General features: G+C 47.2%; 12 protein-coding genes. 9 read left to right on the top strand and 3 right to left on the bottom strand.

Features of this window, described 5'->3' with window-relative positions:
- The first annotated feature begins 185 nt into the window (after positions 1-185).
- Entirely contained in the window at positions 186-1,598 is a 1,413-nt protein-coding gene (ltrA, locus tag ING2E5A_RS11080; RefSeq protein ID WP_197678501.1) for a group II intron reverse transcriptase/maturase, read from the top strand.
- 109 nt (positions 1,599-1,707) lie between these two features.
- Entirely contained in the window at positions 1,708-2,700 is a 993-nt protein-coding gene (locus ING2E5A_RS11075) for a lipoate--protein ligase (RefSeq protein ID WP_071137444.1), read from the top strand.
- Positions 2,701-2,702: 2 nt separating this feature from the next.
- Here the strand turns inward: ING2E5A_RS11075 and ING2E5A_RS11070 are convergent, their stop codons facing one another.
- The gene (locus ING2E5A_RS11070) at positions 2,703-4,001 is read right to left on the bottom strand and encodes an MFS transporter (RefSeq protein ID WP_071137443.1); all 1,299 of its coding nucleotides are present in this window, start codon (positions 3,999-4,001) and stop codon (positions 2,703-2,705) included.
- A gap of 145 nt (positions 4,002-4,146) precedes the next feature.
- On the opposite strand from ING2E5A_RS11070, the gene pncB reads away from it, so the two are divergent.
- On the top strand, positions 4,147-5,325 hold the full coding sequence (gene pncB, locus ING2E5A_RS11065) for a nicotinate phosphoribosyltransferase (RefSeq protein WP_071137442.1): 1,179 nt from the start codon (positions 4,147-4,149) through the stop codon (positions 5,323-5,325).
- A gap of 13 nt (positions 5,326-5,338) precedes the next feature.
- Here pncB and ING2E5A_RS11060 read toward each other — a convergent pair whose 3' ends face one another.
- Entirely contained in the window at positions 5,339-7,036 is a 1,698-nt protein-coding gene (locus ING2E5A_RS11060) for a M23 family metallopeptidase (protein ID WP_071137441.1), read from the bottom strand.
- 255 nt (positions 7,037-7,291) lie between these two features.
- Between ING2E5A_RS11060 and ING2E5A_RS11055 the strand changes: the two genes are divergently transcribed.
- The 3 genes from ING2E5A_RS11055 (at position 7,292) to ING2E5A_RS11045 (ending at position 11,076) form a co-directional block, all read left to right on the top strand.
- Positions 7,292-7,660 (top strand): PadR family transcriptional regulator, encoded by a 369-nt coding sequence (locus ING2E5A_RS11055; protein WP_071137440.1) that lies wholly within the window; start codon positions 7,292-7,294, stop codon positions 7,658-7,660.
- The gene (locus ING2E5A_RS11050; RefSeq protein WP_071137439.1) at positions 7,657-9,603 is read left to right on the top strand and encodes a PspC domain-containing protein; all 1,947 of its coding nucleotides are present in this window, start codon (positions 7,657-7,659) and stop codon (positions 9,601-9,603) included. The genes ING2E5A_RS11055 and ING2E5A_RS11050 overlap by 4 nt, the downstream gene beginning before the upstream one ends.
- Positions 9,604-9,729: 126 nt before the next feature.
- Positions 9,730-11,076, top strand: coding sequence for a DUF389 domain-containing protein (locus tag ING2E5A_RS11045; RefSeq protein ID WP_071138337.1), 1,347 nt, complete (start codon positions 9,730-9,732; stop codon positions 11,074-11,076).
- A gap of 15 nt (positions 11,077-11,091) precedes the next feature.
- Here the strand turns inward: ING2E5A_RS11045 and ING2E5A_RS11040 are convergent, their stop codons facing one another.
- Entirely contained in the window at positions 11,092-13,251 is a 2,160-nt protein-coding gene (locus ING2E5A_RS11040; protein WP_071137438.1) for a DUF5686 family protein, read from the bottom strand.
- Positions 13,252-13,408: 157 nt separating this feature from the next.
- On the opposite strand from ING2E5A_RS11040, the gene ING2E5A_RS11035 reads away from it, so the two are divergent.
- From ING2E5A_RS11035 to ING2E5A_RS11025, 3 genes are all read left to right on the top strand, one after another.
- Complete coding sequence (locus ING2E5A_RS11035; RefSeq protein WP_071137437.1) at positions 13,409-14,110, top strand: Crp/Fnr family transcriptional regulator; 702 nt, start codon at positions 13,409-13,411, stop codon at positions 14,108-14,110.
- A gap of 7 nt (positions 14,111-14,117) precedes the next feature.
- Positions 14,118-14,750, top strand: a complete 633-nt coding sequence (locus ING2E5A_RS11030) for a lipocalin-like domain-containing protein (protein ID WP_071137436.1) — start codon at positions 14,118-14,120, stop codon at positions 14,748-14,750.
- A 61-nt stretch (positions 14,751-14,811) separates the two neighbouring features.
- Entirely contained in the window at positions 14,812-16,323 is a 1,512-nt protein-coding gene (locus ING2E5A_RS11025) for a GH3 auxin-responsive promoter family protein (protein ID WP_071137435.1), read from the top strand.
- Positions 16,324-16,369 lie beyond the last annotated feature (46 nt).

The raw sequence follows: 16,369 nt of genomic DNA, 5'->3' as shown, positions 1-16,369 counted from the left end.
TCAGAGAAAGTTTAGTATCTTATCCCGAGAGGTCTTGCAGAGGCGCACCAACAGTGCACGAACAACAGCGATGTTGTTTTCACCTTTCAAGAAGTCAGCAGAAGACATAGTATTCGGTGTGTGTACACCATCGAAGAAGGTCTGAATCTTTTAATTTAAGGAGCAGTTAGTTCAAAATTTCTTTTATGGCGCAACCGCAAGCGATAACGTACCAATATGACCTGTTTAGTGAGCAGCGTCAGGATGTTATCCGCCCTTTTCCCACGAGTGAAACCGTATGTGGAGCTTCGGGAACAAAGGCGTTTCAAGTAAAAGAAGCAGGCGAACAGGAACGAGCCTTAACCCCCGATTTAATGAGCTTGGTGTTGTCTCACGACAATATCAAGGCAGCCTACAAACAGGTAAAACGCAACAAAGGCGTTGCGGGTATTGACCAAATGCCGACAGGAGATTTTGCTGAATGGTATTCTCAAAATGCAGAAACGTTGCAAAGCGAACTTTACAACGGCGCTTACCAACCGCAAGGGGTAAAACAGGTCGAAATCCCGAAACCCAACGGCGGCAAACGCAAATTGGGTATCCCGACGGTAACGGACAGGATAATCCAACAAGCGATTTCCCAGGTGCTCAATCCTATTTACGAACGAAAATTTTCCGACCACAGTTATGGTTTTCGCCCCAACCGCAAAGCACACCAAGCATTAAAGAAAGGCAGCGAATACGTATCAGAGGGTAGAGTAATCGTTGTAGATATGGATTTGAAAACGTTTTTCGATGTGGTCAACCACGACCGTTTAATGTATCTGCTATCAACCACCATCAGCGATAAAACGCTTTTGTGGCTGATACGCAAATACCTTCAAAGCGGTATACTGATAGACGGGGTTGTAAGCCAACGTACCGAAGGGATGCCGCAGGGCAGTCCTCTTTCACCCTTGCTGTCCAACATCGTTTTAGACGAACTGGACAAAGAGTTGGAAAGGCGGGGACACAAATTTGTTCGCTACGCGGACGATTGCAACATCTACGTACGCAGCCAACGGGCAGGCGAGAGATTGTTGGCATCGATAAGCGTATTTATCGAAACCAAGTTGAAATTACTAGTAAACAAAGAGAAAAGCCGGGTATGTCCGGTCAATCACACCAAATTCTTGGGCTATACCATTCAAAGGGATGGCAGTCTGAGCATAGCCAACGAAAGTGTAAAACGCTTTAAGGAAAAGGTACGGAAGTTAACCAAACGCAATAGGGGCGTGAATTTTGAACAAATTATTGTGGAACTCGAACCTGTGATGCGCGGTTGGCTTAACTACTTTCGGCATGCACGCTGTAAACGCCTGTTGGAGAATATAGATTCTTGGATACGGCGAAAACTTCGGTGCTATCGCTTAAAGCAATGCAAGCGTGTAATTACGCTTCAGCAATTTTTGAAAAGCCACGGTGTGGAGACTTGGCAAAGTTGGATATTGGCTCTTTCGGGGAAAGGGCTTTGGTGTAAATCGGGATGCCCGCAAGCGCATCAAGCCTTGTCCAACCGGTGGTTCAACGATGTAGGTCTTTACAATCTCTCATTAAATTATGCAAGGTTAAACCATTAAAAGAAACCGCCGTGTGCGAGAGCATGCACGGTGGTGTGAGAGGGCGGGGGAGTAATCCCCCTACCTACTCGATTAAAAATAGCTATCTTTGTGGTAAAAAATCAAGCAAATGATCTATATCGTCAACAAGTCTACAAAACCCGATTACAACATCGCACTGGAGGAGTATTGCTTTAAACGATTGCTGCAGCACGATAAGATATTTATCCTGTGGATAAATGAGCCGGCCATCATTGTAGGGAAGCATCAGAACACGATCGAGGAGATCAATCCCGAATATGTGAAAGAGCACGGCATCCATGTGGTGCGTCGCATATCGGGTGGTGGAGCGGTTTATCACGACCTGAACAACCTCAATTATACCATCATCTCAAACGAGGACAAGGGGGCAGATTTCGACTTCAGGAGTTTCTCGAAGCCGGTTATCGACACCCTGGCCGAATTAGGTGTAAAAGCCGAGTTTACAGGAAGGAACGACCTTGTCATTGATGGAAAGAAGATTTGCGGAAATGCACAGGCATATATTCCGGGTAGGGTCATGCATCACGGTTGCCTGCTTTTCAATACCGACCTGACCGTCCTCTCCAAAGCTCTTGAGGTACCCAAAGACAAGATCGAGAGCAAGAGCGTGAAATCGGTGCGCAGCGTGGTGGACAATATTCTGCCTCACTTGCCGGAAAAGATAACGATCAATGAGTTTGCCGATAAGTTGTTGGAGCAGATGAAAACCAGATTCCCGGAGATGCGCGGGTACTCTTTTACTGAAAAGGAACTGGCCGAGATTGAGCAGTTGCGGGCCACTAAATTTGGTACTTGGGAGTGGAATTACGGACACTCTCCCAAATTCGGTATCGAGCGGCAATCCCGTTTCACGGCCGGAAAGATTCAGGTCTTTGCCGATGTGAAGAATGCCAAGATTCAGCAGATCAGATTTTATGGAACCTTCTTCGGTAACAACAGCGACTTGTCGGAAGTGGAGAATCTGCTCGTTGGGGTCAGGTATACCCCTGAGGATGTCCGTGAAGCACTTTCCACCATCGGGTTCAACCACTACTTTGCCGGATTCTCGCTGGATGAACTGACGGAGGCAATTGTTGGGTGACCCTATTTTGATTTCCTGAACGATTCCGACAGGCGGTGATAGGCTTTGGTACGGAAAGCCAGCAGCGACAGGAGAAGCATGAAGATTCCGGACAGGAGGAAGGTGAGCGCGATACCCCGGGCATTGCCCTCTCCCAGCAGCCAGCCAAACGCCTCTTTGCCAGCACCACTCTCCATAAAGGGAATGATGGAAAATTGTGCGACAGGGCCAATCAGGTAGCTCGAAATGGGTGTGGCTGCCGACTCCACTGTCTGAGCAAAACCGAAAACCCGGCCCTGTTTGATCTTGGGTACAACGGTCTGTATGATGGTCTGCTCTGCCGCTTCAATAAACGGTACGGAAAACATGTAGAGAAAGATTCCTGCCAGAAAGAGCCATGGCCATTCGCGGATCGTGAAGAGCAGGCAGATAAGGCTTCCGATCACGTAGCCGTAGAGCAACGTCCGTAACGGTTGTTTACCCAATCCTTTTCTGGTAATCGCCATGCCCCCGAAAATAAAACCTGTGCCGGTGAAGCCCAGGAGGAGGCCCCACAACTCCACCGAAAACATTTCCAGTCCGTACGGATCGAGCAGAACCATGAATATACCGCCAATGAAGTTGTTGAAAGTAGTGAAAATGATCAGGGCCATCAATCCCGGAACAGAATGTATCGCTTTCAGGGCCCCTTTAAAGTCCACCTGCTTGTTCAATACTTCGGGATCGTGATGCAGCCGCTCTTCAGGTATCGGGACAAAGAAGAGGTGGATCAGTGCCGCGAACGACAACCCAACCGTTATGAAGGTAGCCCACTCGATTCCCAGTCTTCCGATGACCAGTCCGCTGAAAACAGTGTTGGCAATCATGCCAAAGCCTTGTACCATGCCCACCATCCCGTTTGCCCGGGCATAATCCTCCTTGGGTACGAGGATCGATACAGTGGTGGACAGCGCTATTGCACGAAGGTTACTAACCAGGGCACTCAACAGGATGGAAAGCGAGAAGATCCAGAAGGCGGGCGACGAGATATCGGCAATCGCTTCCCGGTCGTAAACCAGGAAAAGCGAAACGGCAAGCAACAGAAAGATGAGGGCAACTGCAGACGAAACGGCAATGACCCGCTTCTTCCGGTGTTTATCCACAATCGTGCCGAAAAACATGCCCGACAGGGTAACCAGTATCATGAAGGTACCACTGAGTAGCGAGAGGATCAGTACCGAGTGGGTTTCGAGGTAGAGCCAGAAAGAGAGTGCACTCCACAGAAAGAAGGTGGAGGTATTGGCTATGGCAGTATTGATGAGAATATTGAGAAAACGTTTCATTCGTACATCCGGTGAAAGAGTCGATTAAACAACGCAACTGATTTTTTTGTTCGTATGTCGGTTTGATGGCGAGCGCGAGTCGATCTTGTTGTGTGAACCGATTCTCTTCTCATGTGTTTAAAACTGAAATAAATCAGTTGCAAATATGGCGATAATAAAAAGTATTCTCGATACAGACCTCTACAAATTTACCACAGGTTACGCTTACAGCAAACTTTTCCCACGTGCTTGGGGCCAGTTTATGTTTGTGGACAGGAACAACGGTGATTATCCCGCAGGTTTTGATGAACTGGTGAGGCATGAGCTGAATAATATGAAGGAGTTGAGTCTGACGAGGGAGGAAGAGGAGTTTGTCAGGAAAAAAATGCCATACCTGCCGCCCACCTACATCGATTTTCTGAAGGGATTTCGCTTCGATCCATCGGAGGTGGAGGTCTCCCTGGAGAACCGTAAACTGAAAATCAGCGCCACAGGGTTGCTTTACCGCGTTACGCTGTGGGAAACGCCGATTCTTGCAACAGTTTCCGAACTCTATTTCAGGGAGAAAGGTCAATACCCCGACCTGCAGTATATGGAGAGAGTTGCCATTGACAAGGCTTTAAAACTGAAAGAGAACAATATCACCTTTTCGCTTTTCGGCATGCGTCGCCGGTTCAGTTTCGAGGTTGAGGACCGGGTCACCGCATTGATGAAGGAGCATGCCGGCGATGCATTCTTCGGCACCAGCAATGTCTACCTGGCCTACAAGCACAATGTGAATGTTTCCGGTACACACCCGCACGAGTGGGTGCAGTTTCATGGATCGGTCTATGGCTACAAGATGGCCAACTATATGTCGATGGAAAACTGGATCAACGTCTATGATGGCGATCTGGGAACGGTGCTGACCGATACCTATACCACCGATGTTTTCCTGAGGAATTTCAGCAAGAAACATGCTGCGCTCTTTACCAGCCTAAGGCAAGATAGCGGTGATCCGTTGGCTTTTGTCGACAAGGTTATTCGCCGTTATGAAGAGCTGCGGATCGATCCGCGACTGAAATATATTGTTTTTTCAGACAGCCTGAACGTGGAGAGGGCCATTCAGATCAAAAACTACTGTGGCGGGCGTATCGGGGCTACCTTCGGCATTGGAACCAACCTGACCAATGATGTGGGCAACAACATCAAGGGGATGAACATCGTGATGAAGCTCTTCCGTTGCAAGATGACCGAGAAGGAGCAGTGGCAAGAGTGCGTTAAGCTCTCGGACGTGGAAGGGAAACACACCGGAAGCGAAAGTGAGATACGCCTGGCAATGGAGACATTGGCGCTACAAGGCTAAAACTGCAAGCTGTTCAATATTCGAATGAGTAACCATATTCAGCAATGTTGCCTGCTCCATCGGTGGCCACGAAGTGAAACTCCTGGCTTTTCCCCTTTTCGAGTCTGGAGTCATCGAAGATATAGGTGTAGAGTGATGATTTCATATCGTGTGAAAAGAGGATAAATTTTCCGTTGATGGTTCCTCTAAATGAAGAGACTCCGCTTTTATCGTCTGTCAGCCGGATCTCTATCCTTCTGCCATTCACCCACTTTTCAGGGTTGACGGGAGAGATCATTGGGGGAACTGTATCCCTGTCTACGGCATATCTCCTACCCAGTTCATAAATGGAGGTCTCCATCCCCCCTCCTTTGTAGACTCCTCCAATCCAGCTGCTCCTGCCCGATTCCGAAACCTCTACAATGCCATACTGTCGTCTGTTGTCGAGTGTGTCTGCAGTTAACTTTATCCATAATGTAGCCCGGTGATGGAGTGGAACCGGCGAGCTGTTCACCTGATGTATATCGGAATAGTAAGCAGTGGAGGCACTTTTCCGGTACGAGAAGCAGACATTGTTATAGAGATTGCCCGGCGGGATGTCGAGCATGAAGTCGACATTCATGATTCTATTATGCAATGTCCACGGCATGAATGTTTCACACATGGGCGGCGGTGAAATGGATTGTTGCTTCCCCCTTACCAGGAAAGGGTAGACGAGAATATTGCCATGGTGGTCCTCCAGTTCATATCGCATCCGGTAGTCCCGTTCCTCGTCGATATCGATATATCCGTTGCCGGTACTGTTGTAGAAGCCGAGGGTGTTGCCAGGTTCCACAAAGGATCTCATGAAAAATGAACCCTCTTTTCTCCAAGTCTCGTAATCGATAAAAGAGTTGAGCATGCGCGACTTACTGAATGGAAACCTGTCGATTGTACTGCTAAACACCAGCTTTTCGTCCACATAGAGCCTGACATGTTTCACTCCATAGATGTTGGACTGGCCGTTCATCCGGTCGTACGCCCTTACGCCTATGCCGATTCTGCCCCAGGCGTCTATCGGCCGGGAGAGCGCCATCGGTTGACCCGACTTGCTTTTCGATATTCCAAGTCGAAGGGGGGTATTGCTGCCGTTCACCGCACCCTTGCCTGTTACCGGATAAAATGCAATGCCCCGAATATCGGGATTTTGTGTATCGGGAATAATCGGGCTGTAAAAGAGCAGCGGATCGAGCGGGTCTTGCGACGGGGTGTCACGTATTTCAAAGTGGAGATGAGGCCCTCCAGAACTGCCTGTATTTCCACTCAGTCCGATTTGTTGCCCCTTTTTTATCTCCAGAAGCCCTGGCTCGGGATAGAGCTCAACCCGATAACTCTCCTGTTCATACTGTTTCTCTTTGACATAATCTGCAATTTGAGGCGAGAAACTGTTCAGGTGCGCGTAAACGCTGGTGTGTCCGGTGGGGTGTTCAATATAGAGCGCCAGGCCATATCCCCCTGGAGATACACTTATTCGCGATATATACCCGTCGTCGATGGCCAGTACAGGCTTGTTGACTGCCTGTTCTGTCTTGAAATCGATTCCCGAATGGAAGTGGTTGCTCCGTAACTCCCCGAAATTGGCACTCAGTGCCGGGGTGACGTTCAACGGACTTGTGTAGGATTGTGCAGAGGCAGAAGTGAGTGCCAGCAAAAAGAGAAATGAAAAATATAGTGTTCGTCTCTTGGGTTTCATAAATTGCGTTTGTTGTGCAAACTTAAGGATAAAAGCGCTAAATTCCAACAAACGGCTTCCGCTTATGCGGGGGATTGCCCTTTGTGGGCACGGTATCCGATACCATTTTGTAGTTCGGAAATGGCTCATTTTTCAGTGGTAATCTTATTAAATAAAGTTAAAATGAGAATAATCATTGGTACTTTGCATTGCATATTACCTTGTTTAGTTTAACTTTGCGCTATTGATAGCAGTATAAATATAAAAAAAACAAAAATGAATATAGAAAATACCCAGAGTCAGATGAGGAAGGGGGTTCTGGAGTACTGCATTTTGGCGATAATCCGGCGGAACGAAGCATATCCGGGCGATATAATCGACGAGATGAAAAGTGCGGGGCTTCAACTTCTTGAGGGGACCCTCTACCCGTTGCTCAACCGGTTGAAGAATGCCGAGATACTCACATACCGTTGGGTAGAGAGTACGTCTGGCCCTCCACGGAAATATTTTATTCTGACAGAGAAAGGTGAAGAGTTTTATCAACTATTGGAGGCGACATGGATTGAGCTGTCATCCGGAGTTGAAGCCGTTGTTAAAGCCAACTACAAAAAAGCAGATAATGAATCAAACACCACCGAACAATGAAAAAAGTAATCAACATTAATTTCCAGGGGCAGGTCATCGCAATTGAGGAGACTGCATATGAATTGTTGAAACAGTATATAGAGAGTCTGAAAAGGTATTTTTCGCGCGAAGATGGGGGAGATGAGATCGTAAACGATATTGAGAACCGTATTGCCGAACTGTTTGGAAACCGGTTGAAACTCGGAATCAACTGCATCACCGATGAAGATGTCCATTCCATTATTTCCAGCATAGGGAGACCGGAGGATTTCGATACCGAATATGTCGAGTCAGATTACATCGGTGGCAGATCAGCTTCAGACCACTCCAATACTGCCATGGGAGCCGACCACTCTGAGCCTGCCACTGGTAGAGAGGGGAGTTCGCACACCCTGTATCGCAACAGTAATGATAAGGTTATTGCCGGTGTCTGCAGCGGTCTGGCGCATTATTTCAAGCTCGATCCGGTATGGATGCGAATCCTGTTTGTCATACTTTCCAGTGCCCTGTTCTGGGTGTATATTATCTTATGGATTATTCTGAAATCAAAACCGTTGGAGACCAATGTGGCCAGAAGGCTTTACCGGAATCCGAACGATCGGATATTGGGTGGTGTGTGCAGTGGAATTGCGGCTAACCTCAAGATCGAAACCTGGATTCCCCGGTTACTCTTTGTCGTGCCACTATTTGTGAATATGATCGGTATGGTATCGATGCCCTTCTTTCCGTGGAGCCGGTTTTTGGATGATATCGACTTTAACTGGGGGATCAACATGTCGGTAGTGGTGATCTATGCCGTTCTTTGGGTTATCATACCGAGAGCAAATACTGTAAAGCAGAAACTGGAGATGATGGGTGAGGAGGAGTATATCAAATCCATTCGGGAGACTGTAAGCGACAATGTGGCGAGCGTAAAGAGCAGAACCGATGAGACTCCTGGCAAGGTGGCCGTGGGATCAATGCCGCCCGAGCCTCCGAAACAGCGCGTGGCAAAAAGTGCCTCAAACGGAGCAGTTGTCGGATCCGGAAGTGGGGGGTGTCTGAATGCGTTGGGAATCCTTTTTAAAATTCTCTTCTTTGCGTTTGCAGGAATCTTTGCCTTGACAATGATCGGGATCGTGATTGCTTTCCTGGTTGCAGGTACCAGCTTTATCCCCTTGAAATCACTCTTTATCGATCACGGTTATGAGAACAGCCTGATGTGGCTCTCTGCAGGGCTTCTGTTTGCGGTGCCCCTGATTGCAGTTGTCGTATGGATCATACGCCGGTCGGTAAAAGCAAAGTCGCGTCCCCTCATCGGAATAGTGGCAATCATACTCTGGATCGGTGGCGTTATAACAGCTTCGCTTCTTGGATTCAAGGTTGCCGAAAAATTTAGTGTGGAGTCGTCGACCGAGAAAGTTGAGACACTTGCCGGATTCAACGGCAACAAACTTTATGTGGACATGGCTGTCTATCCCAATGATTATTACTCTTTCAACCGTGGAATCGGATCTGATTTCGACCTGGACGACTTTCCCTACTACACCATCAACAAAGATTCACTGTTGTTTTCAAACATTGAGTTGTTGATCGTGCAGAGCCCAGACTCGTTGTATCGGGTGAGGACAATCTCCTCGAGCGCGGGCAAGGATCTTAAGGTTGCCAGAAAGAATACCGAATCGTTCACCTATCCGTTGCAATTGAGAGACTCATTGCTTTTGTTGCCTGAATTTTTCTCAGTGCCAATTTCGCAAGGTTTTCGCCAACAGGGAATGATTGTGGAGATCGAGGTGCCTCAGGGCAAGAAGATCGAGATTGATGAGAGACTGGACGATTACGATGATTTTGAAACAAACTCCTCTGTCTACCGGAAATTGAGAAAAAACCGGAAGAATAAGGTGCTCGATTGGGATTATGATGAAGAGTATATCCTCGAAAATGGGGGATTGCACAAAACGGTAAGATTTGAAGACTCTATGTAAATTCTACTTTTGCATTAATAATTTCATGTGTTCAGACAGCAGCCGGATAGATTTCCGGCTGTTGTTTTGTCAAAAAAGGGAAAAAATCACCTTTTTTTGTAGTTTTGTAGAAACGATAGCATGATTATGGAAAAACAGGTCCGGAAACTTATTTCAATTTTCAACCTTCATTCGGAATTGGAGGATTACGAAACCATTCACAACGAAATCGAAAAAGGGATCCAGTTCAAAGGTACCAACCTCTGGATCCTGATGTTTGCCATCGTTGTAGCATCGGTGGGGTTGAACATGAACTCCACAGCTGTAATTATTGGAGCCATGCTTATCTCGCCGCTGATGGGTCCGATAAACGGGATGGGGTATAGTTTGGCAACTTATGACTTTTACCTTTTCAGGCGTTCACTTAAGAATCTTGTCTATGCTGTGGGAGTAAGCCTGCTCACATCCGCCCTCTATTTTTTACTATCCCCGTTAAATGAGGCGCACTCTGAATTGCTCGCACGTACCAGTCCCACAATCTACGATGTCTTGATAGCGCTATTCGGCGGATTAGCCGGCATTGTTGCCATCAGCAGCAAGCTAAAAGGCAACGTCATCCCCGGAGTAGCCATTGCTACAGCGCTTATGCCCCCTATCTGTACTGCCGGGTATGGATTGGCTACCTTGCAATTCAACTTCTTCTTCGGCGCATTGTATCTCTTCACGATCAATACGGTTTTTATTGCATTTGCGGCATTGCTCGTATGCCAGTACCTGAAATTTCCCATCAGAAGTATTGTTGATCCCGACAGAAAGAAGCGTGTAAATCAGGCTCTATCGGCTGTAATGCTGATTACCGCAATCCCAAGTGTCTATTTCGGATATCAACTTGTGCAGAACGAAAAATTTAGCCAGCACGCCGAAAATTTTATCAGTCAAGTTTCGGTAGTGGAGGGAAACTACCTCCAAAAAAGCAGCGTAACCCCGTCGAATAAACATGTAGATTTGGTATATAGCGGTTACGGGCTTTCAACTAAAATCATCGATTCCATCAAGATGGTCGCATTTCTTAACAAGATTGATACTGCGAAATTGAGAATCAGTCAGGGATTTGATGCCTCGTTCGTGCAGGAAAATACAAGGAGATATCAGTCTGAAACCGAACTGCTTAGTAACAGACTGAATGCTGTAACCTTTGCCCTGAAGCAGGCCGAAGCCAGGGTAGACAGCATAAGAAATATTCCTTCCCTGGGTAAGAGGTTATTATCGGAGATTGAGCCGCTCTATCCTCAGATAAGCGGTTGTTCCTATACGGAAACTTTCTCTTACTCTCTTCAAAAGGATACCATTCGTCGCAGCGAGAGAATTCCGCTCGTTGTTTTCACCCTGCCCCGGAACACGTTGCGTGCTGCCGATAAGAAGAAGATAGCAGAGTGGCTCAAAAGCCGGTTGGAAGAAGCGGAAGTACTTACCTATTTCGATGAGGTGCAATAAGCAGAAGGCGGTCATCTACAGCTCGAACGATGCCTTGAACCCTACTTCCCTGAAATTGGTCCTATGGAATGAACAGAAGATTGCGGCGTTGGCCGTCTTGAAAAAACGGTTGCCAACGCCATACCCAAACTCGGTGTAGGAACCGATGTTGGGAGTGTATAACTGACTTGCGTAGAGCCGTTCCCGGTTGATGTAGTCGGAAATCAACGGAATATTACGTACTATCAGGAATGGGGTTTCAAGCATGATGTGCCCCTGGATATAGGAGTCTGACGCATTGTAGAGGTGGCGGTTCAGCAGGCTGAATGTGCCTCCGATCCCGTCTTGCCAGTTGTCGGGGAAGTTGTTCTTGGCAAAAAAGGTGAAGTCGGCAAAATACTCGGTGCTCTGATTGATAAACCGTCCCGCACCTACGTGATACTGGAACGAACTCATGGGGCCAAGTGGGATGTTCTGACTCATGTCAAACTCTATCCGGTTGTATTGTGACGTACTGCCGAAAACATCCCGGTAACTTCTTGACAACTCAATCTTGAATGTGGGGAAACGGGAGCGGACATAGATCTTCTGTCGGCCTTCGTACCGGTAGTACTGTTCCGGAGTCCAGCTGAGCCTCAGGTAAGGGGCAAATGCTTTTTTGGTTACCAGGATATCCTCAATGGGATTTTCCTCTCTTGAGACAGGAGAGGCTGCAGGGCGGTTGTTTTTTAGTGGCTGCCGGATGTGGTATTCGACACCGATGGTGGAGACAAAACCGTTGAACAGTTCATAATCGTTGAACAGTTTCACATAATAGTCCTTGAAGTAATCTACTGCGATGTCCTCGAATTGAATGGTGCTGTTTTCCAGATTTTTTTCGATTTCATCGATAAAGAGTGAGCTGTAGGTGGGATTCCCTATTCCTGCCGACAAGGAGACGTTCCCCTGATAGAAAGGTTCGTAATTCCAGGTGCTGGTCACGTCGGTAAAAAACTCCTTACGTCTGAACATGTAACCGGCAAAGGCATTTACATTGAATGTCCTGCTTTTTTTCAGATCGAAGTTGAACGAGAGTTTCTGCCTGTAGGTGACGCCGTCGATCGATGAGTAGCCCAACATGAGCGGATTCAATAGGCCGCTGTACCCGATCATGGTGGACTTAACCTTATATTTCGAGTTCAAAGCCATCCGTTGAGCAAACAACTGAACCCTCTTTCCGTTTTGTTGTGAGCTGTTCACCGTATCGCCGACCGGTTTTTGTTGGTTTGCTAGTTTGAAGTTCCGGATAACCTCCGCTTCCCTGGCTTGCAATGGTATTGTCCTGTGCCGGGCCCAGAAGGCCGAATCGTTGTTGACCGGAACCGAATCCAGTCTAACCCTGAAAAAATCGCTGATGTTCAGTATTTTCTCCTTTTTCTGCTTTTCACGTAACTTGACGTCACGGTAATTCAGGGTAGCAAGGTGCCGGCTGGCCACCACGTTTCCCAGGTAGCTGGCGGTATGGTAGATGACAAAATGGACCGGCAGATAGTTGGTTATCCATGTATCGCCCATCGTTATCTCGAACGAGAAATCGGAAAAAGACTCTACCCCCTCCGCGCTGAAATGGACAATACGCCAGGTGCCGCTCTCGATCACAAAATTGCCCTTCAGCAGTTTCTGATTGCTGTAGATCGGGTCGAATCCAATGGTGTAATAGGTCCTGTTATTGTCAGACTCTACCTGTTTCAGGTGATAGGTGTAGTATCTTGCAGTGGAGAACCTGAGAGGCATGAAGAAACTTTCGGTATTTGTCGTTTCGCCGTATACGTTGATATTCAGCATGTAGAAGGGAATCATGTCGATCTCTTTCTTGCTGGTTAGTGTCCCGGTTACGTTTTTGATATCCTGGAGGTAGTTGTTTGGATAATCGAATCTCAGGGTACTGAGGGTCTCAATCACCGCCTCGTCAGATTTGGGATCATGAAGCACAAAACGTGGCACGAGGTGCGTATACTTATAGAGGAAGTTCTTTTTTAAAGTCTCTACATAAGTACGCATGTAGACATCGGCCGTGTACTGTTCAACCAGACCGTTGTATTTCTCTGCTGCACTCATCGATCTTTTCAAGATGGTATCAAGCGGGATCACCGTCTGACCCGACAAGCTTGAAACGAAAAAAACCGACAATATCAATATGGCTTCTCTGATTTTCATTTTCGGACTACAAATCTAATTAATTTTCAAAAGAGAACAGTTTTTTGACACGCCGATTTTTTCCCATCCCATTATTGTCAAGTTTTTCTCCTTTTTTTGATTTTAAAGTGAATAATTTCTTATTTTTGTGTTCTATAACATAGTTTTCAAACATGTGATGGGCAGAAAAGCAAAAGAAATTATCGATTTATCATCCTCGTTGGCGGACATATGGCGTGTGTTGTCGGAAGAGGAGCGAGATTTGATCAGGAAAAATGCCAGGTTCGTTCATTATAAGAAAAATGAAGCTATTTATATTGAAGAGGAGCAACCGCAGGACCTGATGTGTTTGCTGAAGGGAAAAGTGAAGATCTTTAAAAATGGGGTGGGGGGTAGAGTTCAAATTATCAGAATGATACGCCCCATCCAGTATTTCGGGTATCGGGCCTATTTTGCGCGTGAACCGTATGTTACGGCAGCATCGGCGTTTGAACCCTCTACCGTCTGCCTGATCTCGATGGAGCTTATCGAGGAGATGCTGAGGAAAAACGGTAACCTGGCCCTCCTTTTCATTCAAATGTTATCCTGCGATCTGGGAGTGGCCGATAACCGTGTGGTTAATCTTACACAGAAACATGTCCGGGGACGTCTTGCCGAATCGCTGATCTTCCTGAAAGAGAGCTATGGGCTGGAAGAGGATGGGGCAACAATAAACATCTATCTCGCACGCGAAGACCTGGCCAATCTCTCTAATATGACTACAGCAAATGCCATCAGGACGCTTGCCAACTTTGTAAACGAGCGGATCATATCGCTCGACGGAAGGAAGATTAAAATAATTGACGAGGATAAGTTATTGAAAATAAGCAAAATAGGATAGAAATAAGATGAATGTACCCGATATGCCATTCCTGAAAAAGATTGATGCCGTTGTTCTGGTTTTTATGCTGTCGACTCTGATGTTCGGCGTATCGGCCCAGGAGAAGGTGGAGAATAGGGGTATCCTCCAGCAGATGAGGGATCTCTTTTCAGGCTCTTCGCTATTGGAGAGGGATCTTGTGGGTGGTTGGGAATACAGGAGGACAGCCTGCATGTTCGAGACCGAAAACCTGTTGAAGAAGGCCGGAGGTGCGGTAGTGGCATCGCAAGTTGAAAAAACATTCGACGAATATTGCACCCGGATCGGAATCAAGGACGGCAAGTGCGAATTTACTTTCAAGGAAGACAGTACCTATACTGCAAAACTTGGTTTGTTGAAGTTCTCGGGAAAGTTCAGGGTGGATGAAAAAGGGAAGATCCTCTCCATGAGCTACCTGCAAGGTCTGGGCAGTGTGAAGGCATATCCGATCCGGTCGCGTTCGGGACTGAAACTGTTGTTTGATGCCGACGGGTTTCTACAGATGATGAAAACAGCCAGCATGTTTACAAAAAATAACTCGGTTGAAGTGTTGGCTGCCATGGCCGATCTGTATGATGGAATGTTGCTGGGATTTGACCTGGAACTGAAAAAGGGGCAATGACTTTTGCGGGTTCCGAAACTCCTTCTTACCTTTGTGCCGGCAAATCAAAACATCGTTGTTGATGATCAAGCAAATTACGAGAGCTGTTTTCAGATCTTATTATAATTCGGTCGAGAAGTTTATCGACCATCCCCACGCCACGCAGGAGAAAATTCTGAATTACCTGCTGGAGCACGGGAGAAATACACGTTACGGTTCGGAACATCAATTTGATGAGATCCGTTCTGTCTCCGATTTTCAAAGGAGAGTTCCCGTTACAACCTATGAAGATTTACGGCCCTACCTCAATAAGATCATCAGGGAAAAAGAGCGGAACGTGCTTTGGGACTCGCCCGTGAAGTGGTTTGCCATGTCGAGCGGGACTACCGAGGACAAGAGTAAATATATTCCCGTTACACGGGAGTCGTTACAACATTGCCACTACAGGTGCGGGTACCATATGTTGGGTCTCTACGCCAACAGCTATCCCGATACGGAATTTTTTCTGGGAAAGACATTGGTACTGGGTGGGAGCAAGCAGGTCAACAGCATCGGGAACAGCACATTTACCGGTGATATTTCGGCCATCCTGATGAAGAACCTCCCCGCTATTGTCAAGTTGGCCCGCACGCCGGAGAGGATCGCCCTGCTGCCCGACTGGGAGGAGAAGTTGAAGAGGCTGTCTGAATACGCAAAAGGAGCAGATATCCGTGCCCTCCTCGGGGTTCCCTCCTGGATGCTGGTTCTGTTGAAGAAGATTTCAGAGGAGACCGGAAAGGAGTTACCCGAACTGTGGAAAAATCTGGAAGTATTCTTTCACGGCGGAGTAAGTTTCACCCCGTTCCGCCAGCAATATGAGAGACTGATTCCTTCAGCCAGGATGCGCTACTGGGAAACTTACAACGCCTCGGAAGGTTTTTTCGGAGTCCAGTTCTCGGACAGGTCCAATGAGATGTTGCTCTTGCTGGATAACGAGGTGTATTATGAATTTTTGCCGGTAGGGGAGTGGGATAAGGTCTCCCCGCAGACCGTGACACTCTCGGAGGTAGAGGTTGGAAAGCAATATGCCCTGGTCATCTCAACGAGCGGTGGTTTGTGGCGTTACAAAATTGGCGATACCATCGAATTTACCTCTACCAACCCTTACCTGTTCAGGATTACGGGCAGAACGCGACAGTATATCAATGCTTTTGGCGAAGAACTGATTGTAGATAATGCCGACCGGGCAATGGCGGAGGCTTGCCGGATTACCCGGGCAAAAGTGACCGAATATACGGCTGCACCGATCTATTTCGACGACCAACATGGTGGCGCGCACGAATGGCTGATCGAATTCGAGGAGAGCCCAGCCGATATGGACCAGTTCAAAATGGTTCTGGATGAGCAGTTGAAAAAATTGAACTCCGATTATGAAGCCAAACGATCCTATAACCTGTCGCTCGGCATGCCGGTGATTAGGGTTCTGGAACAGGGTTGTTTTTATAAGTGGATGAAATACAGGGAGAAAGTGGGTGGACAAAACAAGGTGCCTAAATTGTCGAACGACAGGAAGTATGTTGATAGCATCCTGGAAGCGTTGGATTTAAAATCCTAAAATAGAATAAAATTGGCCTCGGGTGAACTAAAACTGAGAAAGTTTC

Source organism: Petrimonas mucosa, from assembly GCF_900095795.1.
Taxonomy (GTDB): Bacteria; Bacteroidota; Bacteroidia; order Bacteroidales; family Dysgonomonadaceae; genus Petrimonas; species Petrimonas mucosa.
Note: the sequence above shows the minus strand (reverse complement) of the source record. Positions and strands in the feature narration are given on the sequence as shown.